This is a genomic window from Flavobacterium sp. CR10 (genome assembly GCF_055814415.1).
This window is the reverse complement of the sequence record NZ_CP185985.1, coordinates 2,470,230-2,495,501: the sequence shown is the minus strand read 5'-3', so window position 1 is coordinate 2,495,501 and position 25,272 is coordinate 2,470,230. Positions and strand designations below refer to the sequence as shown.

The window sequence follows — 25,272 nt, the reverse complement described above, 5'->3', positions numbered from 1 at the left end:
GAATTCACGAATCTACTCCAAAAAATTCATGAGCTCATGGCTGAAAAAAAAGGCACATTCATTTAAAATGTTTTAGTGCCCTGGTATCTTTATGGCAAAGATGTCTTAAAAATCAAATTTATAATTTGCGCCTCCTAAAACTTGGAATCCTTGTACAGGATAATTCAACCATTTTTCATAAGCTTGATTTCCGATATTATTCAGTTTTAAGAAAAATGTCAAACGCTCGCTAAATTTATATCCAACATGAGCATTAGCATCAAAATAGCTTTTTAAAGTAATTGGCGTAGCATCAATCCCTAAAGAAGTATTGGTCTGCATATCTTTTCTTTCGCCAACATAAAACACATTCAATCCTGCGTACCATTGCTTTGTAATATTAACGTCCAAAGTCGAACTTAATTTCATTGATGGCAAATTCCATGCTTCAACTGCATTGTCTGTATTATAACTATTAAAAGTTCCGTTGATTCCAAAAGTTACATTTTGAGAAAAATCAGCTTTTAATTCTCCGTAGAAACGGAACGTTCTAATATCTTCATACACTACTCCAAATGAGTTCCCGAAAGCATAATCTTCGTTGGTAATTACTTCTGTATAATCATTTGCTTTAAACAGTGCTTTATCTTTTTCATTCAAGTAAGAAGCGGTCAAGTTATAATTTACGTTATTTGCCAATTTCCCTTTCAAACCTGCAAATACATTATATTGTGTACTTGACGGACGCATGTTTAAAGTCGGAGACAAAAACGGATTCTCGGTCACAAAATCGGCATACGAATTTTGGTTTAAAGCTCCATTTACTCCAGTATAGAAAATCATCAAATCGCCAACCAGTCTATATGAAGCATTTACTTTTGGATAGAAATAAAATTTATTGCCACTGTTTTCAGAATCTGCACTATAATAAATTCCAGCTCCTAGTTCTAATGTCCATTCATTTTCATTGATTACAAAACTTGGTTCGATTCCAACATTTGTAAAACTATATTTTAAAGCTTCTGTATTATCTTGGAAATAATTGTTTTTGAAAGAACCGCTTACGTGATCTACAATAACATTGGTTTTAATTGCCTGATCCATTACATCAACAGTAAAAGTAGGCTTTACATAAAATCTGTTTTCTGATGAAGAATAACTATCTGAAAAATGAGTGAATTTTGCAGAAAGCTTACTGAAAATACTTTCGTTAAATTCTGCATTTCCGCCGACCCAAATTGTATTATAAGAGTGATCTGGATTAATGCTGTTTACCAAATCATAACGCTGATCTGGAATTGTCGAGCCAAAATCTGAAGGAAGTCCGTACCAGTTATAAATTTGGTTTTGATATCCTAAATCTACTCCCCAAGTATTATCTCTATTGTTTTGACCATAACCAACATTTATTGATGTATCATAAAATTCATCATTCAATTCTACATCTTTAATTCCGCCTTGAGAAGAATGATGACGAAACATTCCTGCCACATAATCATTATTGCCCAAATCCTGATTTACAAATAATTCGCCATTCAAAGTGCTGTAATTTCCAAGCCCTAAAGTTGCGTAATTATTAAACAATCTTTCCTTTTTAGCTTTCTCAACACCTTCAGCTTTTCCTTTTGAAGGTGTAAAAGTTGAAGCAACAGGAACAGACAGAATACTATATTTAATTACTTCTTTTGGCTGATTTCCGCTATCGTCAAGCGAAGGAGTTTCTTTTACTTTAAAAGCATCTGAAATAGTCGGCGAATATGGTTTTACAACATTTACTGTCTCGGTTCCGATGCTTTCGTTTTTCTTTACCTGTGCAAACGAAAACTGAGCAGCAAATAATACTAACAAAATGATGATTTTATGTCGGCAGTTTAATTTCATGTTTCTTTTATTTGAGAGTATAGAGAAAAGATGATAGAATATAGACCTTTGCTATATCTCAATTCTTTTACTCAAACTCTTTGTTCTATTTTCTATATTCTATTTTCTTTTTTCGTAAATCTAAAATCTACATTCTAAAATCTAAAATCAATTACGCTTCCCACTCCCCTTTGGCAACAAATTGAGCTTTTCCCCCTATTTTAATATCAAACAGATCTCCGCTAAGTTTTCCATCAAAATAGATTTCAGACGGACGGCCAATGTAATCCCCTTGATGGTTTGTCACTTCAATTTCTGGAGAATGATATTTTAAAAGATAGGCCTGCAGACAAGTACTTGCGCTTCCTGTTGCTGCATCTTCCACTAATTGATTATTTTCTACACATAACATTCTAGTTGTCAGCTTCGAATCTTCAAAACTATAAAAATACAGTCCTCTGTGATCTGTTTTACAATGCTGTTTCAACCATTTATCAGTTTTATCTTTATCTAAAACCAAATTCTCCAAAGCTCTTTTGCTGTTTAACGGAACAATTACAAATGCACTTCCCGTAGTCACTTCTTGTATTAAATATTGATTATCAAAATCATCAATTGTCAAGTTAGTGAAAGATGGAAAATCTTCTTTTGCAAAAACATCCCAAAACTTTGGCTGAGCTGCTTTTAACCAAATCAAATCTTCGGTTTTATTGATTGCAATTGGCCCAATCGGAACTTCTAATTTTATTTCGTTAGGCGAATTTTCAAAAATCTTATTCATCAAAACCCATGAAGTCCCAATGATAGGATGACCTGCAAATTGCATTTCGTGCGCTGGAGTAAAAATTCTTATTTCTGCTTTATTGTTTTCTTTGTCCAGTTTGGTTACAAATGTGCTTTCCGCAAAATTAATCTCACGCGCAATCTGCTGCATTTCTTTCGAACTTAAATTCTCAGCATCCATAAAAACTGCCAACTGATTTCCGGCATATTTCTTATCAGCAAAAACATCAACTATGTAAAAAGGTAAACTCATTTCTTTCTTTTTTTTTAAAGAATAGAGACAAGAAGCAAGAGAAAAGACTTTTCATTGAAATCTTGCTTCTTTGCTCTTTCTTCTATTTTTCTATCTATTAATCGACGAATTTGTTTTTGACTCTTCCGCTTTAATAGCTCCTAATTCTTTTTTCGCTTCCTCGACAACATCTGGATAATCTGTAAAATTGTTGATTACGTTATCCAAAATATAAGTCGCCTGATAGCTGTCTTTTAATCCGTAGAAGTTTTTCGCCATCAACACTAAACCTTTTGCTCCATAATATTTATAAGCAGAATAGCTTTTTGCCAATTTTTGAACCGCGGTGTTTGAAGCATCAAATTTTCCTTCTTTGGTTTTAAAGTACGCATCGTAATACAAAGCTTCTGCAGCTAATTCTCCTTTTGAAGTTGTCATCAATTTAGCGTACGCTGTTTTAGCTTTATCCTCATTTCCTGTTTGAATCGCCGCTCTTGCTACAATGATTTGAGCGTCGGCTTTTACTCCAGCATCAGATTTTGGGTTTTCTAAAACTTTCTCTGCAGCAGTAACCGAATTGTCATAATCCTTTTTATCGTAATAACATTTCATTAGGTTTGCTTGCGCAAAAGTTTTGTTCTGCGGATAATCTGCTTCGCTTTCTAGACGTTCTAAAACTGGAATCGCTTTATCACAATCTTTTGCTTTTAAGTAAATCTGAGCCAATCTATTTAAAGCCTGTTCTGTAAATTCATTTCTAGGCTGATCGATTACATATTGATAATTCGCTGTCGATTTTGTCTCAGAACCTTCAGCATAATACAATTGCGCTAAATAGAAATTAGCCTCTAAAGCGTGTAATCCAGCTGGGAATTTACTCACGTAACCTCCAAAACCTGTAATTGCCGCTTTGCTATTGTTTTGACTGTATTGTTTAAAGGCAGCATCGTAAGTATCGTTATCTAATTCAGCATCTGAAACCTCAACAAAATCCAAAGTACGAACCCAAGTTGCATATTCATCTACTTTTCCTGAATCTACATAGATTAATCTTGCTGTTGCAACTGCTTCTAAAGCCTCCGGAGTTTTTGGAAATTCGGCTGCTACTTTTTTAAATTTCGTTAAAGCCTGCTGATCGCGATCGGAGTTGTAATAAATCAAACCTTGTTTTAAAATTGCTTTTGAAGTAAAAGATCCGTTTTGGAATTCTGAAATCAATTGATCATACGTTTTCAAAGCTTGATCATTTTTCTTTTCTGCAACATAAGTATTTCCTAATTCGAACAAAGCATCATCTCTGTAAGACGATTTTTTGTACATCTGAAGGAAATTATTCAATTCGTCGACTTTCTTCGCATTATTTGACATGAATCCGTAAGAGAGTGCTTTTTGGAATTGCGCATAATCAGCATCTACGCCTTTTGCAGCGATTGCTTTTGCGTATGCCTCGTTAGCAGCACTATATTTTGAAGTCACAAAACGACAATCTCCTAAACGCAAATAAGAATCGTTTAAACGAACTTTGTCTGAAGGCGAATTATCAATCTGAGCTTGAAAAGAATTCGCCGCCTGATCGTATTCTTTCAGTTTAAAATACGTGTAACCAATATTGTAATTGATGTTTTTATATTCCTCTGTAGACTTAGCTGCTGCCATTCCGGCAAATTGCTTATAAGTTAGTAAAGCATTTTGCATATCGTCGTTCAAATATTCTGTTTCTGCTTTCCAGAAAGTGGCGCGCGCTGTAAATTCAGGAGTCTTTTGTTCGCTTATGGCATTTTTGAACATTTTACCCGCTTCTTGGTAATTATTTTCGTTGTACAATTCCAATCCGCGATAGAAAAGCACTTTTTGGTATGCCGCTTTGTTTTCTGCAGTTCTATTTTTTTCTAATAAAACTAAAGCTTCTTTGTAGTTTTTAGAAGAAATATAAGAATCAACCAAAAGTTTTTCTACTTCTGCACGGCTAGAATTGTTTGGATATTTTTTAAGGAAATCTAATAAAATGCCTGGAACGGCCTGATACGCATTTCCAATATCGTAACTTAATTTAGCATAATTTAAAGCCGCATCTTCTTGAATCTGCGCGTTGAAATCCATTTCAGAAGCATTCTTGAAAGCATTTAAAGCTTCTTGCTTTTTACCCGTATTTAAATAACTTAACCCTAAATGATAATAAGCATTCTGCGCAACGAAATCCTTTCCTTCAATAATTTTATTGAATTGAGAAATCGCCTTTTCATACTCTTTTTGCTCATAATAGGCATAACCTAACTGATAAAAATCAGTATTATTCCACTTCCCTTTTTTACCTGCATATTGTTCCAAATACGGAATTGCTTTTCCGTATTGTTTTAAGTTAAAATAACTTTCTCCAATAATTTTATTCAGTTCCGATTTTTCAATATCGTTAGATTTATTCATGGCTACCAATCCTAAATCAATCGCTTTTTGGAAATTTCCTAACTTGAAATTCATATCGGCCTGATAATACGATAACTTTTCTTTGTATTTTTCTTCGCCAGAAACTTCATCAAAATATTTTGTTGCTTCTTTGTAATCGTCGCCTTCATAAGCCATAAAACCTAAATAATATTTGGCCTGAGAACCATATTCTTTAGAATTGACAACTTTATTAAAATAATTGGTGGCTTCTTTTTTCTTTTTAGCATTAAAATAACTGTAGCCTTTCATGAAGTTAAACTTGTCAGACTCAGCTTTGCTCATGTAACTTTCATCAACTTTGTCAAACCACTGTAAAGCTTTTGGATAATTTCCTTGTTCGAAAAAAAACTGTGCCGCTTCTATATAAGCCTGATTTTGTTTCGTACTTGTTGGATAGTCGTTAACAAAATTTTCTACCAAAGCATCAGCATTTGCTTTATTGGTTCTTATCGCACAATTAGCAATATAAAAAGCACAATCTGATTGAACTTCTTCGTTAGTCGCATTATATTTTACTTTTTCAAAAATCAATTGAGCCGAAGCGTATTGTTTATCGTTATATAAAGCCAGTGCTTTGTCAAAATCCTTTAATTCGTAAGTATAAATAGCCGATTTTTGTGCCGAAGCTATAGTCGAAGCAAGGATCATTTGGAATAAAAAGAACCTGGAAAGTTTACGCATTTTAATAATATTTAGTATTCAAATGTATCATTTTATAAGGGTTATAACGAAACGTTTTGAGGTTTTATTATGAACAAATTATCAAACCGATGCTGTTTTACGCTTTCTGAAAGTTCAAATTATTGGTTCTCAAACTTTCCAAAACAAATAAATTTAAGCCATTTAAGTTATTATAAGCAAGAACCTTTACATATGCGACACTAAATCGCTCTTACATTGCTTATATGGTTATTTTGCTTCTTGCCTTTTTAGCAATTTTATTCAGAAATCAGTCAAATTTATTTTGAATACAAGCGTTATCTTATTACTTTTACCATTCAAACCAATTTTATTATGTCACAAACCGTACTGTCTCTTAAAGAAGTCACTATATATCAAGAAGGAAGGAAAATTATATCTCACATTAATTTAGATGTTAAGCATGGTGAGTTTATCTACATTATCGGGAAAACAGGTTCTGGGAAAAGTAGTTTCCTAAAAACTTTATATGCTGATTTACCGCTAATTGAAGGTGAAGGACATATTGTTGAATTTGATTTGGCTACTTTAAAAGAAAACGATATTCCGTACTTGAGACGTAAAATCGGAATTGTATTTCAGGATTTCAAACTGCTTCCAGACCGTTCTATAAAAGACAATATGCTTTTTGTTTTGAGAGCTACAGGATGGGTTGAAAAAGAAGCCATGCAGCACAAAATTGATGAAGTGTTGGATAAAGTAGGCATGAAAGATTTTGTAAACAAAATGCCTCATCAGCTTTCTGGAGGAGAACAGCAGCGTGTTGCAATTGCAAGAGCATTGCTTAACGACCCAGAGTTTATTTTGGCAGACGAACCAACAGGAAACCTTGATCCGCAAACGAGTTCTGAAGTATTGGAAGTCCTAAAAGCAATCAACGCCGCAGGTAAAACCGTTATCATGGCAACTCACGATTATGCTTTATTGATGAAATTCCCATCTAAAACATTAAAATGTGAAGATGAAAGAATCTTCGAAGTAGTGCAAAGAAGCGTGTAATGCTTTCCATTTTAATTCCGGTTTACAATTATGATGTTTTACCGCTTGTAAGCGAATTAGTAAAGCAATGCAATTCTTGCGGAATTATTTTTGAAATCATTGTTCAGGATGATGCTAGCAATAAATTTATTGACGAAAACAATCAAATAAATTCTTTAGAAAACTGCTTTTTTTCCATTAATAAAGAAAATTTAGGAAGAGGCAGAAACATCAACTCATTATGCTCTAAATCAAAATATAATTATGTTTTGATTATGGAGGCTGATGCCTTTCCAGAAAGTAAATCATATCTCAACAATTATATTGATTTGTTATCAAAAACGCCAGATGTAATTTTTGGAGGCGTTAAATACCCTGACAATATTCCTCCTAAAGAAAAAATACTTCGATGGAAATATGGCAGAAAAAGAGAAATTAAATCTTTGAGTCAAAGACTTAAAAACAAGTATGATTTTGTTTTTACTTGGAATTTACTTTTAAAAAGGGAAATTCTTCTGCAATATCCTTTTCCTGAATTCATAAATGAATATGGTTATGAAGACCTTGTTTTTATAAAGAAGCTGCAGTTAAATTCAGTTCCTGTTATTCATATTGAAAATTCACTAATTCATTGCAATGATGAAAATAGTGTAGACTTTATCAATAAAACCGAAAAGGCTGTTAGAAATCTCTACAACTTAATTTCTTCTGGAAAAATTGATTCTAAAGACGCTAAGCTAACTAAGGTTTATGTAATTTTAAAAAAACTTCATTTAACTGGAGTTTTAAAATCAATTTATAATAGAAGTAAAAAACAGATACTTCATAATTTAACTTCAAAAAATCCTAATTTATATGTATTAGATTTTTATAAACTGGGTTATTATTGTGATTTAAAACAATAAATAGTTATGGCTTTTTTTTCCGTTGTCATTCCTTTATTCAATAAGGCAAATCATGTCGAAAACACAATTAAAAGTATTCTAAGTCAGACTTTTATTGATTATGAAATCATTGTAATAAACGATGGTTCCACTGACAATGGCGAAGCTTTAGTACGCGGTTTTAATGATGACAGAATACAAGTTTACAATCAAGAAAATCAAGGCGTTTCAGTTGCACGAAATCTCGGGATAGAAAAATCAAAAGGGAAATTGATTGCATTTATGGATGCAGACGATTTTTGGTTTCCGGATCATTTACAGGAATTAGCCAATTTATATTATGATTTTCCTGAGTGTGGCATTTATTGTTCACGCCACAAAATCAGAATTTCAAAAAAACACTTTCAAATTCCTGTTTATAATGGAATTGATCAATTATTTAGAGGAATTGTTCCTGATTATTTTTTCTCAAACAAACCTTTTAGAATCACATGGACTTCATCTCTGGCAATTCCAAAAGAAATATTACAAAAATTTGAAGGATTTACTCCAGGAGTTACAAATGGCCAAGATTTAGAGTTATGGACTAAAATTGGCATAGAACATACTGTTGCTCTCACAAATAAAACAACAGCAATTTACAATTTCAACATTCCAAATAGTGTTACCAAAAATCATGTAAACTCAATGAAGTTAATGGATTTTGAACAATTCAAACTTTCAGAAAAAGAAAATCCATCTCTTAAGAGCTTTCTCGATTTATACCGAATTGAATATGGCCTGCGCTATTATATTTTTGAGAATAAAGAAAAAGCAAGTTTTTATCTAAAAAATGTTGCCCCACAAAATATTAGTTTAAAAATTCAGCTTTTATTAAAAATACCTTCTGTTTTTCTTCGCTTATTTTTAAAATCAAAAAACACTCTAAAAAGAATTGGGTTTGATTTTTCTATCTATGATTAGCATATTTTACAAATTCATCAAAATCCCGAATATAATCTTCTTCGATATAGACTTCTGAAGCCACAACCAGACAAATAGAACCTGAAGAAAAATTTCTAAGTTCTCTCCAAATTCCAGATTTAATCAAGAGACCTTCGTATGGTTTATTTAAGGTAATAATTGTTTCCTCTTTTCCATCATTTATAACCACATCAAAACTACCGCTTAAAGCTACTAGAAACTGTTGCAAATCTTTATGCGCATGTCCTCCTCGCTCCGATCCCGTTGGAACATCATATAAATAATAAACCCTCTTTATATCAAAAGGAATAGTATCATTTTCAATTACAGATAAATTTCCTCTTCGCTCCTCAATTTTAGGGATTGGGATAATTTGAATTCTATTATTATTTATTTCCATTTTGAATTTGTTCAAATTTTATATGTCCTTTTTTTGCACTTTCTAAAACAGTCTTTATGTTTTCAAATTTTATTTTTTTCTGTTTTAAATCAAAAAACAGTTTGAGATACAGCCAGAAAATATATTTCGTCTTAAACATTCTCGAAAACAGAGCGCCTTGTATGTAATATTTATCAACCAGACTTTTCTTTTCTGAAGAAGTCTGATTTTCATGAATCACAATTAACTGAGGTTCAAACACAAGCTGTTTCTGGTTTGCTTTCAAATCTGATAAAAAAATGGCTTCTTCACCCATTTCGAAAACTGCACCTAAACCAAAGTTTTCATCAAATCGTATTTTAGTTTCGTCAATACGCTTTTTATTTAAAGTCATTTCTATTGAACTTGTATTCAGTATATCGAAAATACTCAAATTAGTTTTAGTGCAAGAAGCATATTTTTTAATTATATCTCCGTTAGAATTTATCATTGAAAAATTTATTACTGCAGCTTTAGGAAATCTATTATAAGCATCGACTATTTTGGCGGTAAATCCTTCTTGATATATAACATCATCATCAGCAACGACTAGAATTTTTCCGATAGCATTTTCAAAAGCTAAATTTCGGCTTTTTGCCAGACCTTTTTCGAAGGAATTTATAACTCTTATATTAGAAAAATCTGAAGTTAAAATTTTCTCTTTTTGGGTTTGATTTACAATTAAAATTGAAAAATTAGAAAAATGCGAATAAGGAAACATAGGAATCAAAAAATCTAATGAATCTCGATTCATTGTAGAAATTAAAATTTCGATGTCATCTTCTTCAAAAAAGCTATTTGCCTCATTTTTCATAGTAAAACAAATATAGAAATACTAAATATAGTTTGTCATTTAATTTTTATAAAACCTTTACAATATTCATTAATTTTGGATGTTTCAAACCGCAATTCTTTTTATGCAAAACCTACCTTTAGTCTCTGTTATCTGTTTATGTTACAATCATGAAAAGTTTGTAGTTGAAGCATTAAATTCGGTACTAAACCAAAGCTATCAAAACATTGAACTTATTGTTGCAGACGACTGCAGCAATGATGATTCTAAAAAAGTTATCGTAGATTGGCTTAAAGAGTATCCAACAGTTCAGTTTATTTCAAGCAAAATTAACTTAGGAAATACTAAAACATTTAATAAAGCATTTCAATTTGCAAAAGGAGAATATATAATAGATTTAGCTGCTGATGATATTTTATTGAAGGACTGTATTGAAAAACAAGTGAATACTTTCTTAAGTTCCAATAAAAAAAATCTTGCAGTAGTTTACGGAAATGCCGAAGTAATTTCAGAAAACAACGATCATATTCGTTATTATTATGATGTTGACACCGAAAAAAAAACGATAAAAAAACCAGCTTCAGGAGATATTTATTTAGCAATGTTAAACCAAAGCAGCATGATTTGTTCTGTCTCCTCAATGATGAAACGAGACGTTTTGGAACAGCTTAATGGTTACGACGAAAATCTTGCTTATGAAGATTTGGACTTTTGGATTAGAGCTTCCAGAAATTATAATTTTGAATTCATTGATTCCATTTTAGTTCAAAAAAGAGAAGTTGGTTCCTCTTTGGGCAATCAATTTTATAAAAAATTTAATTCGCGAACCAGAAAAATAAACTATTCATCCTATTTAGTTATAAAAAAAGCAATTGCATTAAATAAAACACAAGAAGAGAATAAGGCGCTGATGAAAAGACTACATTTTGAAATGGAAAAAGCCTACAGAACCTTAGATTTTTGGTTATTTATAAAATATATCCCTCTTGAAATAAAACTGCGCTTTTTTTAAAATAATTTCTTTCTAAAGTAAAAAACTAATATAAGTAGATAGATTAAATTTTCAAAGGCATAAGCCATAACAACACCTTCAATTTGAAATTCTTTTATAAAATACAAACTAGAGAAATAAAGAACTGATAAAGAAAATAATTCGGTTAAAATAAACATCAAAGTCTTTCTTTTTGCGAAAAACTGATACCCCAAAATTAAAGCGCAAACTTTAAAAACATCACCCAAAAGCTGCCAAAAAAACAAATCGGTTACAGGTAAAAATTCTTTTGTAAAAAGCAATTGAATAACAAAAAAGCGGGTGAAATAAAGTATTACCAAAGCAAGTACAAAAACTGGTAAAATATATTTATAGTATTGTAAAAAAACACTTTTGGTTTCCTGATTATTTTGGGCTTTGGATAATTTTGGCAGAAAATAAACGCTCAAAATTGCACTGATAAACATCAAATAATAGCTCGAAATACGCGTTATGGTTTCCCAATATCCAGCTTGTTCTATTCCTAAATCCTGAATAATATTATTTCGAATTGCAAGAAATACAAAAGGACCGAAAACAGACGAAACCAGTGTCATTAAAGAATAAGCCGAAAGATTTCTCAAAACTTTGAAATCGAAGACATCTAATTTTATAAATTGAAAAATCTGAATCTCTTTTTGAACTAAATAAAGCGTGATAAAAAACAGCAATGTTGGCGCAATTATAATAGCCATTAAAGCTCCAATGGTTTTGAATTGAATTATCAGAAAAACAGAAGTCAACAGCCCCACAATGTTTCCAATAATATTAATACTGATTACTTTTTTAAACTTGCCTAAACCATTGACTACAGCAACAAAAAAAATAGAAAGTCCGTAAGTCGGCAAGACAAACGATAAGACTTTAAAAACAATTAAATATTCTGTATTATCTCCAAAGATTTTTTCATTCCAATAAGAAGCTGAACAAAACAGAATGATGCTTAAGAGAATCGCAACTCCTTCTAAAGCAATAAAAACGGTCGAAATTATTTTTTGAAGTTCAATTTTACTTTTTTCGCTTTCAGCAGTGTATTTTACAATTCCATTTTGAAAACCTAAAGTGGTTATATTTTCCAATGAAGTCAAAAAATTGCGAAGATTTCCAACTAGAGCCATTCCGCTTGGCCCAACAAAAATTGCTAATATTTTTGAAGTAATTAATCCAATTCCGATTTTTAAAGCAACGCTTAAACTGTTTAAAGAAGTAATCTTAAACAAATTCGTTTGAATTATTTTTCTATAAATACTCAAATTAGTATTGGTTTAAAATTTCAATAATACAATCCACTTCAGATTCTGCCAAAACAGGACTTATAGGCAAGCTTAAAACCTCATTATGAATCTTTTCAGTTATTGGAAACGACAAATTATTCCATTGCGAAAAAGCTTTTTGCTGATGCGGAGGAATCGGATAATGAATTACCGTTTGAATATTGTTTTGAGCCAAATACTCTTGTAGCTTTTCTCTATTTTCTGTTCGAATTACAAACAGATGAAAAACATGATTATTAGAAAAATCCCAAAACGGAAGCACTATCTTATCATTTTTAATTTCTGATAAATATCGTTTTGCAATAGCTCTTCGCTTTTGATTATCCGAATCTAAATTTGCTAATTTTAGATTTAAAAATCCAGCCTGCAATTCGTCTAGTCTTGAGTTTACACCAACAAATTCATTATGATATTTTTTCTCTGAACCATAATTACGAAGCGAAAAAAGGACTTTTGCTAATGCTTCGTCATTTGTTGTAATTGCTCCGCCGTCGCCTAAACAACCTAGATTTTTTCCTGGGTAGAAACTGTAAGCGACTGCAGATTTTAGATTGTAGATTTTAGATTTTAGATTTTTTTCTGCACCGTGAGATTGTGCAGCATCTTCAATTATTAAAAGATTGTTTTTATTTGCAATTTCAATGATTTTATCCATTTCAGCCAATTGTCCGTATAAATGAACAGCTAAAATGGCTTTTGTTTTTGAAGTAATTTTTTCAGGAATTAATTCTGGATTTATATTGTACGTTTCCAATCTTGGCTCAATTAAAACAGGAACTAAATCAGCTTGTAAAATGGCTAGAATACTTGCAATATAAGTATTGGCAGGAACAATAACCTCATCGCCTTTTTTAAGTTTTCCGAGTTCGATATAGCCTTTAAGAATAAGGACCAATGCATCAAAACCATTTCCGACTCCAATACAATATTTTGATTGGCAATATTCGGCAAAAGCTTTTTCAAATGTCTCCACTTCTTTTCCTAAAATATACCAGCCGTTTTCTAAAACCGATTTCAATTTTTCTTGAAAGGCAGTTTCATACGGTTCGTTTACTTTTTTTAGGTCTAAGAATGATATCACTTTATTTGTATTTTATAAAAGTCTTGATTATAAACAGTACAGCCTAATTCTTCTTTCTGTGCTAAAAGCCCCTGATTATAGCCCAATTCATTTTCTTCACCCACAATTCCCATATCAAAGAAATGCTTTCCTTTTCGTTTGTATTTATGAATCAGATTAATGAATAAAAAATCTAGTGCTCTAAATTCTTCTCCTGTTTTTGAAGTGGCACCGTATTGCGATTTTACGACATTTTTGGTTTCAAAAATCGTTATTCCTGCTATAATTTCGTCATTTCTGTAAGCAGAATATTGTCTGATGTTTTTCGGAAATTTAGATTTCAAAAGTGCCATTTCTTCTTTGGAATGCACTGGCTTTACATTAAATTTTTCTTCTAATCTTGGCTCAAGAATTTTTTCCCAAAATGGATCAAAATCTTCTTCTTCAAAAATATCTAAATCTAGATTTTCAATTCTTCTAAAATGCTTCATTTTGCTTTTAGAGATCTTTAAAGGAGCTTGCAGATTAACTGCCAAATTCATTTCTTTTCGTTCTAAAACTGCTCCTCTTTTCAAGAGAAAAAAGTCCATTGCTGCGTTTCCTTCAGAAAAATAAAAATTCGGAACTGGTTTGTAATAAAAAGTATCGACTTGGTTTTCTTTCAAAAAAAGCAAAATTTCATCTAAAATGGATTCAACCTTTTCTGCTTTCAATTTCGGCAAATAAACCAATCCTCCGTATGTAAGACCTTGATGCGAATAAACCGCATTTCCTTTTTTATTGGCAGGAAGAGTAGCACGCAGTTTTTCATCTTCATAAACCAAAAGCGAAAAATCGTCAAAACGATCTTTGTGATATTCCATAAAATCGCGATGAAATAAAAACGTGGCATTTTTCGATTGGGCGACAAAATCGTTCCAGATTGAATAATCTTCTTGAGAATACTTTTTTATAGTGTATTTCATGTCTATTTATGATCAAACGCTTTTAAATGCCATTTATACTTAACTGCCATTAATCTAATCACAATAATTACAAGCGAAGTAACTAAATACAAAATGTCGTCGTTTAAATTTAGTTTTCGCAGTCCAAAAAACACCATTCCGCCAAAAATACAGATGGTGGCATAAATTTCTTCTCTAAAAACGTTTGGAATTTCGTTGCACAAAATATCACGAATTACACCTCCAAAACAAGCTGTCATGGTTCCCAATGCAATACAAATTGCTGGATGAAGGCCAGTTATAAGCCCTCGTTCAAGACCAATTAAAGTAAAAACTCCGAGCCCAATTGTATCAAAAAGAAACAATGAAGTTCGAAGCTTATCGAAACTTTTTCTAAAAAGAATTGCTAGAAAAAATCCTAAAATGATCACATACACGTATTGCATGTCGCGCATCCAGCCCACGGGAGTTCTTCCAATTAAGACATCGCGAAGTGTTCCGCCACCAACGGCAGTTACAAATGCAATGATAAAAACCCCAAAAGGATCTAGTTTTTTGTGCATTGCAGTCAAGGCGCCTGACATTGCAAACGCCATTGTCCCAATAATATCAAGTAAGTGAAACATTTTTTTTGAGTTACATAGATGTAAAGAGGCAAAGTTACAAAGTTGTGCCGAATAATCTTAATAACTCATACGCATAAAACATTTCTTATTTTTTCACGTAAATCGGACTTCTTTTTAATAAATAAGAAATAGAATCCATCCAACCATCTTTTACTGCCAGCAAAGGTTTACGAGTTTGCGAGTAGATTTTATCTGTATTTCTATACATATCGAAATAAACTGTATAGTAGTAATACGTTTGGTTGTTTGCCGTGGTTGTAGAAATGTCGTTTGTAGTAACTTTTTTATTGTTATTGCTCACTTTTGCATTTCCACTATTATAAGTCGTAGCTGTAGTTCCTGTTCCAATTGTGTATGAAACTTTAGCAGCAACAATGTTATCAACTCCTAATATTTTTTCTAGATCCTCAATTGGCGTTTCGTCAATATTATTGTGGTCAATTCCAGCTTTGTGCAACAAACTATTTGTTGTTCTTAAATCTTGAACCGTTAACGGAAAAATGTTCGAAGATTTATCCAACAATTTGTTGTATAAATCGTTTTGAGCAAATTTTGCCATATCTTCAGAACCTTGCTGATTATCTGCATTGACATACGGTATTGGCAATACTGCAATTGTATTATGCTGTTTATCTGCACTTACTATATTTTGAGATGGCGAACTTTGAGTCGTACTGTTTGCACTTGGAGAAACATCAAAGGTTTGCGATCTTCCGCTTGCAAAATCAATTTTGGCAATCTGAGAAACGTCTAGCGAAATCTGAACGGTCTCACCTGGAAGTGAATATTCTACTGTTTTATCAGACATTTTTAAAACCGTACATTCAATAATCTGATAATCTCTTTTTATAATTTTATCTAATTTTTTTCCGCTTTGGGCAAAACTCACAAAAGCAGACAATAGTACTAGTAATACGAGAAAAGGCTTTACAATTTTCATTTGTTTGGAAATTTATGAATTAATTATCTATATATAAATTTACGAAGAAATTTTAAAAAATTATCAGTAAAAACCAAAAAAATTCAAGAATTCTTCAAATAAAAAAATTACATGTTTTGCGTGTAAAAATTGTAGTCTTTTAGAATTACTCTGATAAAATCACTGTTGTTTCCAGATTGATTTTTAATTCCTGTTACGCTTTCAATTTTAGCAACGAGTTTGTAAATAATCTCATGATCGTTTTTAGCAGCCGCTTTTTGATAAGTTTCTTTAATAATACGCATATCATTATCTGAAAGCTTTATCACCAAAGGATACGTTGGCACATACGATTCGCCAATATCTTCGAGAATAGTATGGCTAATGTTGATTTTATTTTTTAAAGTAATCACTGCAGTACCTGCCGCCATATCTCCCAATCGTTGTGATTTCTGGGTCGTAATAACTGAGATAAGTCCTGGAAGTCCGAAAAAAGTAAAAAAGTCAATTACTCTAAAAAACCAGCGAATTAAATAGTCTCCAAAGCCTGCCTGATAACCGTCAATTTTAACCACTTTAATTTTCAGTAATTTTTTGCCAAGCGACTGTCCTTCAAAAACACTTTCTAAAACCAACGAATAAACTATAACGGGAGAATACAATAATAAAAAAATCGCACCGCGCGACCAGCCGTCCAAATTAACCATCAATCTATCGAGCTGCAACCAGTCAAAAAGTACTATCGAAAGCGCTGTTATATAACAAATTACAATGAACAAATCGATAAAAAAAGCACCTAACCTTTCGCCTACAGAAGCAGCGATAAAATTTATTTTGACATTTTGTGTCGTGTTAATAGATAATTCTGACATATTTCATATTTTAGCCTACCATGAGAGAAATCGCCTTTATAAAACAAAACAGAGAAAAATGGCTCGAGTTTGAGCTGGCAATTTTTGGTAAAGCTAAAAAAAATCCTGATGAATTAGCTAATTTGTACATTCAAATGATGAATGATTTGTCGTATGCTCAAACGTATTATCCTAAAAGTAAAACGGTTGTGTATCTCAATCATCTTGCCTCTCAGATTTATCAAAAAATTTACAAAACCAAACGCACCGATCAGAATCGGCTTGTAGATTTCTTTAAAATCGAAGTTCCTTTATTGGTTTACGAGTACAGAAGGTATTTGGTTTATGCATTTGTTTTATTTTTTGTCACCGTTTCTATCGGAGTTCTTTCCGCTCGTTATGATCGTGATTTTGTGCGCCTCATTTTAGGCGACGATTATGTAAATATGACTTTAGAAAACATCAAAAAAGGCAATCCGATGGCCGTATATGGTTCAGGCAGCAATTGGGGAAGTTTTATTGGCATTACCGTCAATAATCTTTTTGTCGGTGCCAGATGTTATTTCTACGGAATTTTTGCAGGAATCGGAACTTTTAATGTTTTTCTTCAAAACTGTATTATGCTCGGTTCTTTTCAGTATTTTTTCTACGAACAAGGCGTTTTCTGGAAAAGCGTTAGAGGCATCTGGATTCACGGTTCTATGGAAATTTTCGCCATCGTCATAGAGACTACAGCTGGATTTATTTTAGGGGCTTCTATCCTATTTCCTAAGACTTTTTCTAGATTAAATTCTTTTAAAATCGGTTTCAAAAACAGCTTTAAAATATTCTTAAGCACTTTTCCTTTCACCATAAGTGCAGGATTTTTAGAAGGTTTTATTACACGATATTCTATTGATATGCCTAATTGGCTAAGCAGTTTTATTATCTTATTGACATTGGCAATAATTTCATTTTACTACTTGATATACCCTTTCATTGTACACAAAAAAATAACTTCAAAACCAATTCATTTATAATGTTCGAGCTTTACAGAAAAAGACAATTAGGTGATAATCTAGGCGACACTTTTACTTTTTTCAAAAATTACGGAAAGAACTTTTTCAAGATATTTTTTATTGCAAATGGAGCATTTTTACTTCTTTTTGCAATAGTAATTTATACACTGCTTAAAGTCAATTTTGAACATATCCAAGAGTCTGGTCTTGAAAACAATCAATTAAAAAGCGATCTTCTTGAATACTTTAATCATAATGAAGGATTAGTCGTTGCATTGATATTTATCTGCGTTTTTTTATTCTTTATCATGTCATTGTTTAATTATGCCTATCCGGTTTTATATTTAAAATTAATCGCTACTGGCAAAGAAGATCTTGAAACGAATGATCTCTCGGCGAGTTTTTTTAAAGTTCTTTTTAAATTAATAAAATTCAGTATTGGCTATTTGTTTTTAGTTTTTCCGGTTTTAATAATTGCCTTAATCATCTTATTTTTTCTGTGCTTTATTATTATCGGAATTCCACTGATAATGATCGCATTACCAGCGTTGTTCACGTTTTTAAACCTGCATTTTTACAGTTATCTGACAGAAGAAAAACGCTTTTTTGAATCTCTAAAACACGCTTACGATTTAATAAAATTAGATTTTTGGAATACAATTGGAACAACTTTTATTATTATGATGATAATGCAGTTTGTTCAGTTTGCCATAACAATGTGTTTATACTTTGTGGGTATGTTTATCGCTTTAGCCTATTTAATTGGCAATTCTGCTTCAAACCATACAAATTCTATAGAATCTTCGCCTTTATTGATAGGCTTTATAACGATTGTCGTAATTGTGCTAATTGTTCTTGGTAACATTTTTAACAACATTATTATCGTGAATCAGGGAATGATTTATTATAGTTTAGAGTCAGGAGACAAACAAGAATCGAAATCAATTGATTTAATTGGAGATACTACAAATGAATAGGTTTGTTATTATTTTATATTTTCTTTTCTCTCTGAGCCCGTCCTATGCTCAAGATACTCTGGTTGAAGAAGATCCTCCAAAAATTGTTGGAATTAAGTATACCGAAAAAGATATCAAGGTAGATTCTGAAGCTGTAGAAGCCAGACATTTTGAAAAGGATTTCAAGAAAAAATATACCGATAAGGACTTTGTTTACGAATATAAAGAACCTGAAAAAAGCTGGTGGGATCATTTTAAGCATTGGCTCGCTAGACAAATTGCCAATTTGTTTAATTTCGGAAGTGTAAAATCATCTCTAAACTTTATTTCAATTTTGTTTAGAATAATTGCCGTTCTAGTTGTTATACTTTTAATATACTTTATTGTCAAGGCATTAATCAAACGAGAAGGAATGTGGATTTTTGGAAAGAATGCCGACAAAAGAGCTTTGTTTTATTCTGATGCCGAAAAAAATATCCATCTTTTAGATTTTGAAAAACTTATTAAAGAAAGTATCGAAGCTGGCGAAAAGAGGATTGCCGTTCGATATTATTATTTATGGCTTTTGAAAATAATGGCCCAGCATCATTATATTGAATGGGATATCGAAAAAACCAATTCCGATTATTTGTACGAATTGCAGAATCCTGCTCATAAAGAAGAGTTTACTTATCTTTCTTATCTGTACAATTATATTTGGTATGGTGAATTTGAAATTGATGATGCAACATTCAGAAAGACAGAAAACAGATTTAAAAAAGCACTAAAAACCTTTGGCAATGGATAATAAAGTTAAAATATACATTGCTATTCTGGTTCTAATTTTCGGAATAACATTGCTCGTAGACAAAGGACAGCCAAAACCTATTGATTGGACTCCAACGTATTCTGTTGAAGATAAAATTCCGTTTGGATTGTACGTTTTCGACCAAGAAGCGGATGGTCTTTTTAAACAGAAAGTAGAAAGAATTTCGACGCAGACGCCTTATGAATATTTGGATTCTCAATATAATTCTAGCGAGAATGCAGAATCCTATAAAATCAAAGGATCCTTTATGAATATTTCTGAAGTCAATAACATAGATGAAGGGTCAATGCGAGAAATCCTAAATTTTGTTTCTCACGGAAATAATGCTTTTTTGAGTATGAAAGTGTTTCCGAAAGTATTGCTAGATTCTTTGAAAATAGAACTGAAAACCGATTTTATGCCCAATGACAGCATTTCAGTTTGGATGGCTAACAAAAAAGTAAGCGCAAAAAAATATACTTTTAATACTGGATTAAGCGATTATTTTTCTAAAATAGACACTTTAAACACAAAGGTTTTGGGATACCAAATGAACCGTAAAAAGGAAAAGCAAATCAACTTTATTGAAGTTCCTTATAAAAATGGCTATTTGTATCTGCATACGCAACCAGTGGCCTTTACCAATTACAATCTGCTGAAAAAAGATTATTATCAATATGCAGAAAACGTTCTGTCTTATATTCCGAAAGGAAATGTGTTTTGGTATAATAAAACTTTAAACGATAAAAGAATTTCAAGCTCTCCGATGCGTTATATCTGGAGTCAGCCCGCTTTAAAATCGGCTTGGTATTTAGGTTTAATTGGAATTCTTATTTTTATGATTTTTAATGCGAAACGCAAACAGCGAATTGTTCCGATTATAAAACCATTGCAGAACCTAACTGTTGATTTTACAAAAACAATTGGAAATTTATATTATCAGGAAGGTGATCATACCAATATTATTGATAAAAAGATTATTTACTTTTTAGAAAAAATCAGAACCGATTATCTGCTTGACACCAGCAAACTTGATGACGATTTCATAATGAAATTGCATTATAAAACAGGAAAAGACGAAAAAGATATTCGCGATGTGGTTCAGTTAATCAACGATCACAGAAATAGTTATCACGGAAGTCTAGAAGAAGATTTGATTAAAATAAATACAGCAATAGAAAAGATTTTACATTAACCAGAAATATTTAGCCACAGATTAAAAGGATTAAAAATGATTTTTTTATTAAAACTATTTAATCAGTGCTAATCACTTTAATCTGTGGCAAAAAAATAAAAAACATACCAATTATGGACGATATCAATACAACATCAAGCGAAATCACAAATGAAAATGTGAATTTTGAGACAAGAATTAATTTAGGACCTCTTTTAGATCACGTAAATACGATCAAAAAAGAGATCGAAACCGTAATCGTAGGACAGCACAAAATGGTAGATCAGCTTTTGGTTGCTATTTTGTCAAACGGTCACGTACTTTTAGAAGGTGTTCCTGGAGTTGCCAAAACAATTACGGCAAAATTATTGGCTAAAACTTTAAATATCGGTTTCAGCAGAATCCAGTTTACACCCGATTTAATGCCTTCAGATATTTTAGGAACTTCTATTTTCAATCTGAAAAACTCAGAGTTTGAATTCAAAAAAGGGCCAATTTTCTCTAATCTGATTTTAATTGATGAAATTAACCGTGCTCCTGCAAAAACACAAGCTGCACTTTTTGAAGTAATGGAAGAGCGCCAGATTACAATTGATGGTTCTGCTTATCAATTGGAAGCTCCGTTTTTAGTAATTGCAACTCAAAATCCTATAGAACAAGAAGGAACTTATCGTTTGCCAGAAGCGCAATTGGACCGTTTTCTTTTTAAAATTACAATTGATTATCCGAAATTGAATGAAGAAATTTTAATCATTCAGAGAGAACATTCGTTGCAAGATCACGGAAAACTGGATGCGATTCAAACTATACTTTCTGCCGAAGAAATTAAAGAATATCAAGGTTTAGTAAAACAAATTAGAGTAGAGCAAAACTTGTTGGAATACATTGCTCGAATTGTAGTAAATACGCGCGAAAATGCCTTTTTATATTTAGGAGCTTCTCCTCGTGCTTCTATCGCAATTTTGAATGCATCGAAAGGTTTTGCCGCAATCCGCGGACGTGATTTCGTAACGCCAGAAGACATAAAAGAAGCTGCAATTCCAGTTTTACAGCACCGTGTAATTGTTGCACCAGAACGTGAAATGGAAGGTATTACAAGTTCTGAAATCATTAAACAGATTATTGAAACGGTAGAAATACCGAGATAATTATTAATTGTGAATTGTAAATGGTTAATGGTGGAAAATGTAAAGGACTTCGACTCCGCTCAGCCTGACAAAGAAGAGCAAAACCTGAAACCCGAAACTTTCACATTGCAATTGTCACCCTGAGCGGAGTCGAAGGGCGCAAAGGGCTTCGACTCCGCTCAGCCTGACAAAGAAGAGCAAAACCTGAAACTTGAAACTTGACACAAGGCTTTAGCCGAATTGGCGAAGCAAACAATAAAAACTATAAAAAATTGAAACCGTCTAAACTTCTTATATTATTCTCTCTACTATTGTTGACTGTTTTTCAGACATCAAATGCTGCTTTTTTAAAAGACAACAAAGATTCTTTTTATTTCAAAAATGACAAACAGGAAATTGAAACTTTAGTTAAGAAATTGTACGAATGGGTAGAAACTAAAAATAGCAATAATGATTTCAATCCTATTGCAAACAAAAAAGGAGATAAATACATTGGCTTAGATTTAAACTCCCATAAAAAAAGATTGGAGGAACTTAAGAAAACCAATTTCTTTTCGCAACAGTTTTTAGACAATTACAATAAAATCGCTTTACGAATCGATTCTAATCTTAAAACTAAAAAAATAGAATGGCTTGAGGGAGATTTGCCTCCTTTTGGAAATGATGCCAATCCGTGGTGCAATTGTCAAGACAATCCAGAAAATTTTTGGAAAACTATGACGATTAATCATTTAAAAATTGAAAACGATAAAGCTTCTTTTGATTGGACTTGGTCGTGGAAGGGCGATTTTAAATACAAAGTGAAAACCATTAAAGAAAACGGAGTTTGGAAAATAGCTTCTTTAGAAGGCTTCGATTTTGATGACTTCACTAAAATTTATTAGAAAAACATAAAACCGAGAAAACTTGAAATTCATAAAAAGTCTATATCTGAACAATTTCTTTTTCTATATGCTCATTGGCATTATAGGATTGTTTGTCTGCGCTTTTATTTTTCCGAATATGTATAATGCTGTTTGGCTACTCGTTTTAGGTTTAATTACTTTTTTAGGACTTGATATTTTGCTTTTGTATGTGGCAAGAACAGGTCTTGAAGCTGAAAGAATTACGCCCGAAAAATTATCAAACGGGGATTTAAATCCGATAAAAATTAATTTAAAAAACCATTATACTTTTCCCGTATCGGTTAAAATTATTGATGAGATTCCGTTTCAATTTCAGGTTCGAGATTTCAAAATTGTAAAAACAATAAAAGCTACGACACAAAAAGAAATTGGTTATGATCTTCGCCCGACAGAACGCGGAGAATACCATTTTGGTTCTCTAAACATTTATGTTTCATCTCCATTAAGACTCATTTCCAGAAGATTTATTTTTGATAAAGATCAAATGGTTCCGACCTACCCTTCTTATATTCAGTTAAGAAAATACGATTTGATTGCTTTTTCGAATAACTTATTTCAATACGGAATCAAAAAAATACGCCGAATCGGTCATACAATGGAGTTTGAACAGATTAAAGAATATGTTCAAGGCGACGATTTGCGAACTTTAAACTGGAAAGCAACTGCCAAAAGAAATTCATTGATGGTCAATCAGTTTCAAGACGAAAAATCACAATCCGTTTATATGGCAATTGATAAAGGACGCGTTATGCAAATGCCTTTTGACGGATTAAGTTTATTGGATTATGCGATTAATTCGGCTTTGGTTTTATCCAATGTCATTCTGAAAAAACAAGATAAAGCAGGACTTTTTTCTTTTTCTAAAAAAGTAGAAAACAGAGTTTTTGCCGAAAGAAGAGGTTCGCAAATGCAGAAAATCCTAGAAACTTTGTACAATGTAAAAACCGATTTCTTCGAAAGTGATTACAGCAGATTGTATGTTGACATTAAGAAAAACATCAATCAGAGAAGTTTAATAATTTTGTACACCAATTTTGAAACCATGGACGGTTTAAATCGTCAATTACCTTATTTAAAAGGAATTGCCAAAAGCCATTTATTGGTTGTAGTTTTCTTTAGCAATACAGAATTAAACGGTATCATCAACAAAAAAACCACTACAATTCAGGAAGTTTATGATAAAGTAATTGCCGAAAAATTCATGTTTGAAAAACGTTTAATCGTAAACGAATTGAAGAAATACGGAATCCATTCTGTCTTAACACAACCTGAAAATCTTACGCTTGACGCCATTAATAAATATTTAGAAATTAAGTCTAGAGGGATTTTGTAAAAGTTCTAAATGTAAAGCGACCAATGCCCATTTAGAATTTTTGAGTTCATATATTTTCAAATTCTATTAAATTATAGTTACATTACGTCATACCGTAAAAATTGCTTTATTAAATTACTTAGTTTTGAATTGTATTTCAAATTAATAAGTAATGAAAAAAGCAATTTTAATTCTGCTAATTTTATTGAGCTGTAAATCTTTAGCCCAAAAAACAGAAAACATTATTATTATCACTACAGATGGTTTTAGATGGCAGGAAGTTTTTAAAGGCATTGATCCCACAATTGCCAATGACAAAAAATTCAATCAGGGAGACAGTGCTTACATTTATAAAAAATATAGCAATTCTAACATAAAAGAAGCACGTAAAAAACTAATGCCTTTTTTCTGGTCTGAAATTGCTTCTAAAGGTCAGATTTATGGAAATCGAGATTTAGGAAATAAAGTTGATGTTGCCAATCCGTACTGGTTTAGTTATCCTGGTTATAGCGAAATCATGACTGGAAATGTAGATATAAAAGTCAACTCAAACGGATACAAAGCCAATCCAAACGTAAATGTTTTAGAATTTTTAAATCAGCAATCTAAATTAAAAGACAAAGTTTCCGCTTTTGGCGCATGGGACGCTTTTGATCGAATTTTAAATGAAGAAAGAAGCGGATTTCCTGTAATTTCAGCCTTTGACAAGGTAGGCGGAAATAAACCAACAGCAGCTCAGCACTTATTAAATGAAATGCGTGACAACTCATATAAACCATTTCATATGGATGAATGCCTAGATGTTTTCACCCATTATCAAGCTTTAGATGAACTAAAAAATAAAAAGCCAAAAGTACTTTACATTGCTTACGGAGAAACGGATGAATGGGCGCATCATGCGCAATATCGTTCGTATTTGGACGCAGCCAATCAAGTTGACAAATGGATTCAGGAAATCTGGAATTTTGTTCAAAATGATCCACAATACAAGAACAAAACTACTTTATTCATAACCGTAGATCACGGACGCGGCGACAAAGTAAAATCGCAATGGACAGATCACGGTTCTGATGTTCCAGGAGCATCTGAAATTTGGTTTGCCGCAATGGGACCAGAAATTGCGCCAAAAGGTGAAATAAAAACACAATCTCAATTCTATCAAAAACAATTTGCTCAAACATTAGCAAAAATAATGGGATATGATTTTAAAACGTCACATCCTGTTGAGAAAGAAATTTCAGAACTATTTTAAATAACCAAAAAACCTAAATAATT

23 protein-coding genes are annotated in these 25,272 nt (G+C 32.0%); 12 read left to right on the top strand and 11 right to left on the bottom strand.

Annotation, left to right across the window (positions count from 1 at the left end; genetic code table 11):
- Positions 1–105: 105 nt before the first annotated feature.
- From ACNRYB_RS11120 to ACNRYB_RS11110, 3 genes are all read right to left on the bottom strand, one after another.
- On the bottom strand, positions 106–1,860 hold the full coding sequence (locus tag ACNRYB_RS11120; protein ID WP_473730093.1) for a TonB-dependent receptor: 1,755 nt from the start codon (positions 1,858–1,860) through the stop codon (positions 106–108).
- 151 nt (positions 1,861–2,011) lie between these two features.
- Positions 2,012–2,875, bottom strand: coding sequence for a PhzF family phenazine biosynthesis protein (locus tag ACNRYB_RS11115; RefSeq protein ID WP_473730092.1), 864 nt, complete (start codon positions 2,873–2,875; stop codon positions 2,012–2,014).
- A 90-nt stretch (positions 2,876–2,965) separates the two neighbouring features.
- Complete coding sequence (locus ACNRYB_RS11110) at positions 2,966–5,980, bottom strand: tetratricopeptide repeat protein (protein ID WP_473730091.1); 3,015 nt, start codon at positions 5,978–5,980, stop codon at positions 2,966–2,968.
- 333 nt (positions 5,981–6,313) lie between these two features.
- Here ACNRYB_RS11110 and ACNRYB_RS11105 point away from each other — a divergent pair, with 333 nt between their 5' ends.
- Genes ACNRYB_RS11105 through ACNRYB_RS11095 form a run of 3 tightly spaced genes read left to right on the top strand, consistent with a single transcriptional unit; the run spans position 6,314 to position 8,823 of the window.
- Positions 6,314–6,997: a cell division ATP-binding protein FtsE gene (locus ACNRYB_RS11105; RefSeq protein ID WP_008462249.1), complete on the top strand. Its 684-nt coding sequence runs from the start codon at positions 6,314–6,316 to the stop codon at positions 6,995–6,997.
- A complete protein-coding gene (locus ACNRYB_RS11100) occupies positions 6,997–7,881 on the top strand; it encodes a glycosyltransferase family 2 protein (RefSeq protein ID WP_473730090.1) in 885 nt (294 codons plus the stop codon). Before ACNRYB_RS11105 ends, ACNRYB_RS11100 begins: the two co-directional genes overlap by 1 nt.
- 6 nt (positions 7,882–7,887) lie before the next feature.
- Positions 7,888–8,823: a glycosyltransferase family 2 protein gene (locus tag ACNRYB_RS11095; RefSeq protein ID WP_473730089.1), complete on the top strand. Its 936-nt coding sequence runs from the start codon at positions 7,888–7,890 to the stop codon at positions 8,821–8,823.
- Here ACNRYB_RS11095 and ACNRYB_RS11090 read toward each other — a convergent pair.
- Positions 8,810–9,223 (bottom strand): sugar 3,4-ketoisomerase, encoded by a 414-nt coding sequence (locus tag ACNRYB_RS11090; RefSeq protein ID WP_473730245.1) that lies wholly within the window; start codon positions 9,221–9,223, stop codon positions 8,810–8,812. The genes ACNRYB_RS11095 and ACNRYB_RS11090 overlap by 14 nt on opposite strands.
- Positions 9,210–10,055, bottom strand: coding sequence for a glycosyltransferase family 2 protein (locus ACNRYB_RS11085; RefSeq protein ID WP_473730088.1), 846 nt, complete (start codon positions 10,053–10,055; stop codon positions 9,210–9,212). The genes ACNRYB_RS11090 and ACNRYB_RS11085 overlap by 14 nt, the downstream gene beginning before the upstream one ends.
- Before the next feature lie 103 nt (positions 10,056–10,158).
- On the opposite strand from ACNRYB_RS11085, the gene ACNRYB_RS11080 reads away from it, so the two are divergent.
- The gene (locus ACNRYB_RS11080; RefSeq protein ID WP_473730087.1) at positions 10,159–11,046 is read left to right on the top strand and encodes a glycosyltransferase; all 888 of its coding nucleotides are present in this window, start codon (positions 10,159–10,161) and stop codon (positions 11,044–11,046) included.
- Here ACNRYB_RS11080 and ACNRYB_RS11075 read toward each other — a convergent pair.
- From ACNRYB_RS11075 to ACNRYB_RS11050, 6 genes are all read right to left on the bottom strand, one after another.
- Complete coding sequence (locus tag ACNRYB_RS11075) at positions 11,043–12,317, bottom strand: O-antigen translocase (protein WP_473730086.1); 1,275 nt, start codon at positions 12,315–12,317, stop codon at positions 11,043–11,045. The two genes, ACNRYB_RS11080 and ACNRYB_RS11075, sit on opposite strands and share 4 nt — an antisense overlap.
- Position 12,318: 1 nt before the next feature.
- A complete protein-coding gene (locus ACNRYB_RS11070; RefSeq protein ID WP_473730085.1) occupies positions 12,319–13,419 on the bottom strand; it encodes a DegT/DnrJ/EryC1/StrS family aminotransferase in 1,101 nt (366 codons plus the stop codon).
- On the bottom strand, positions 13,416–14,363 hold the full coding sequence (locus ACNRYB_RS11065; protein ID WP_473730084.1) for a FemAB family protein: 948 nt from the start codon (positions 14,361–14,363) through the stop codon (positions 13,416–13,418). Before ACNRYB_RS11065 ends, ACNRYB_RS11070 begins: the two co-directional genes overlap by 4 nt.
- Positions 14,364–14,365: 2 nt before the next feature.
- The gene (locus ACNRYB_RS11060) at positions 14,366–14,968 is read right to left on the bottom strand and encodes a trimeric intracellular cation channel family protein (protein WP_129747299.1); all 603 of its coding nucleotides are present in this window, start codon (positions 14,966–14,968) and stop codon (positions 14,366–14,368) included.
- Between the two features lie 85 nt (positions 14,969–15,053).
- On the bottom strand, positions 15,054–15,908 hold the full coding sequence (locus ACNRYB_RS11055) for a hypothetical protein (protein ID WP_473730083.1): 855 nt from the start codon (positions 15,906–15,908) through the stop codon (positions 15,054–15,056).
- Positions 15,909–16,015: 107 nt separating this feature from the next.
- The gene (locus tag ACNRYB_RS11050; protein WP_343707861.1) at positions 16,016–16,759 is read right to left on the bottom strand and encodes an RDD family protein; all 744 of its coding nucleotides are present in this window, start codon (positions 16,757–16,759) and stop codon (positions 16,016–16,018) included.
- 20 nt (positions 16,760–16,779) lie between these two features.
- Between ACNRYB_RS11050 and ACNRYB_RS11045 the strand changes: the two genes are divergently transcribed.
- The 8 genes from ACNRYB_RS11045 to ACNRYB_RS11010 all read left to right on the top strand — a co-directional run bounded on the left by ACNRYB_RS11045 (position 16,780) and on the right by ACNRYB_RS11010 (position 25,249).
- Complete coding sequence (locus tag ACNRYB_RS11045) at positions 16,780–17,757, top strand: stage II sporulation protein M (RefSeq protein ID WP_473730082.1); 978 nt, start codon at positions 16,780–16,782, stop codon at positions 17,755–17,757.
- Positions 17,757–18,713, top strand: a complete 957-nt coding sequence (locus tag ACNRYB_RS11040) for a hypothetical protein (protein ID WP_473730081.1) — start codon at positions 17,757–17,759, stop codon at positions 18,711–18,713. Before ACNRYB_RS11045 ends, ACNRYB_RS11040 begins: the two co-directional genes overlap by 1 nt.
- Complete coding sequence (locus ACNRYB_RS11035) at positions 18,706–19,479, top strand: DUF4129 domain-containing protein (RefSeq protein WP_473730080.1); 774 nt, start codon at positions 18,706–18,708, stop codon at positions 19,477–19,479. The genes ACNRYB_RS11040 and ACNRYB_RS11035 overlap by 8 nt, the downstream gene beginning before the upstream one ends.
- On the top strand, positions 19,472–20,674 hold the full coding sequence (locus ACNRYB_RS11030; protein WP_129747293.1) for a DUF4350 domain-containing protein: 1,203 nt from the start codon (positions 19,472–19,474) through the stop codon (positions 20,672–20,674). The genes ACNRYB_RS11035 and ACNRYB_RS11030 overlap by 8 nt, the downstream gene beginning before the upstream one ends.
- A gap of 113 nt (positions 20,675–20,787) precedes the next feature.
- Positions 20,788–21,801: an AAA family ATPase gene (locus tag ACNRYB_RS11025; protein ID WP_473730079.1), complete on the top strand. Its 1,014-nt coding sequence runs from the start codon at positions 20,788–20,790 to the stop codon at positions 21,799–21,801.
- Between the two features lie 197 nt (positions 21,802–21,998).
- A complete protein-coding gene (locus ACNRYB_RS11020) occupies positions 21,999–22,664 on the top strand; it encodes a hypothetical protein (protein WP_473730078.1) in 666 nt (221 codons plus the stop codon).
- A gap of 67 nt (positions 22,665–22,731) precedes the next feature.
- The gene (locus tag ACNRYB_RS11015) at positions 22,732–24,018 is read left to right on the top strand and encodes a DUF58 domain-containing protein (RefSeq protein ID WP_473730244.1); all 1,287 of its coding nucleotides are present in this window, start codon (positions 22,732–22,734) and stop codon (positions 24,016–24,018) included.
- A 151-nt stretch (positions 24,019–24,169) separates the two neighbouring features.
- The gene (locus ACNRYB_RS11010) at positions 24,170–25,249 is read left to right on the top strand and encodes a phosphoglyceromutase (protein ID WP_473730077.1); all 1,080 of its coding nucleotides are present in this window, start codon (positions 24,170–24,172) and stop codon (positions 25,247–25,249) included.
- The last annotated feature ends 23 nt before the right edge of the window (positions 25,250–25,272 follow it).

Coding starts and splice junctions, on each gene's coding strand:
- ACNRYB_RS11030 (WP_129747293.1), top strand. CDS start 19,472: ATGGATAATAAAGTTAAAATATACATTGCTATTCTGGTTCTAATTTTC.
- ACNRYB_RS11060 (WP_129747299.1), bottom strand. CDS start 14,968: ATGTTTCACTTACTTGATATTATTGGGACAATGGCGTTTGCAATGTCA.
- ACNRYB_RS11110 (WP_473730091.1), bottom strand. CDS start 5,980: ATGCGTAAACTTTCCAGGTTCTTTTTATTCCAAATGATCCTTGCTTCG.
- ACNRYB_RS11120 (WP_473730093.1), bottom strand. CDS start 1,860: ATGAAATTAAACTGCCGACATAAAATCATCATTTTGTTAGTATTATTT.
- ACNRYB_RS11095 (WP_473730089.1), top strand. CDS start 7,888: ATGGCTTTTTTTTCCGTTGTCATTCCTTTATTCAATAAGGCAAATCAT.
- ACNRYB_RS11040 (WP_473730081.1), top strand. CDS start 17,757: ATGTTCGAGCTTTACAGAAAAAGACAATTAGGTGATAATCTAGGCGAC.
- ACNRYB_RS11015 (WP_473730244.1), top strand. CDS start 22,732: ATGCTCATTGGCATTATAGGATTGTTTGTCTGCGCTTTTATTTTTCCG.
- ACNRYB_RS11080 (WP_473730087.1), top strand. CDS start 10,159: ATGCAAAACCTACCTTTAGTCTCTGTTATCTGTTTATGTTACAATCAT.
- ACNRYB_RS11055 (WP_473730083.1), bottom strand. CDS start 15,908: ATGAAAATTGTAAAGCCTTTTCTCGTATTACTAGTACTATTGTCTGCT.
- ACNRYB_RS11025 (WP_473730079.1), top strand. CDS start 20,788: ATGGACGATATCAATACAACATCAAGCGAAATCACAAATGAAAATGTG.
- ACNRYB_RS11085 (WP_473730088.1), bottom strand. CDS start 10,055: ATGAAAAATGAGGCAAATAGCTTTTTTGAAGAAGATGACATCGAAATT.
- ACNRYB_RS11010 (WP_473730077.1), top strand. CDS start 24,170: ATGAAAAAAGCAATTTTAATTCTGCTAATTTTATTGAGCTGTAAATCT.
- ACNRYB_RS11035 (WP_473730080.1), top strand. CDS start 18,706: ATGAATAGGTTTGTTATTATTTTATATTTTCTTTTCTCTCTGAGCCCG.
- ACNRYB_RS11050 (WP_343707861.1), bottom strand. CDS start 16,759: ATGTCAGAATTATCTATTAACACGACACAAAATGTCAAAATAAATTTT.
- ACNRYB_RS11100 (WP_473730090.1), top strand. CDS start 6,997: ATGCTTTCCATTTTAATTCCGGTTTACAATTATGATGTTTTACCGCTT.
- ACNRYB_RS11065 (WP_473730084.1), bottom strand. CDS start 14,363: ATGAAATACACTATAAAAAAGTATTCTCAAGAAGATTATTCAATCTGG.
- ACNRYB_RS11090 (WP_473730245.1), bottom strand. CDS start 9,223: ATGGAAATAAATAATAATAGAATTCAAATTATCCCAATCCCTAAAATT.
- ACNRYB_RS11115 (WP_473730092.1), bottom strand. CDS start 2,875: ATGAGTTTACCTTTTTACATAGTTGATGTTTTTGCTGATAAGAAATAT.
- ACNRYB_RS11045 (WP_473730082.1), top strand. CDS start 16,780: ATGAGAGAAATCGCCTTTATAAAACAAAACAGAGAAAAATGGCTCGAG.
- ACNRYB_RS11105 (WP_008462249.1), top strand. CDS start 6,314: ATGTCACAAACCGTACTGTCTCTTAAAGAAGTCACTATATATCAAGAA.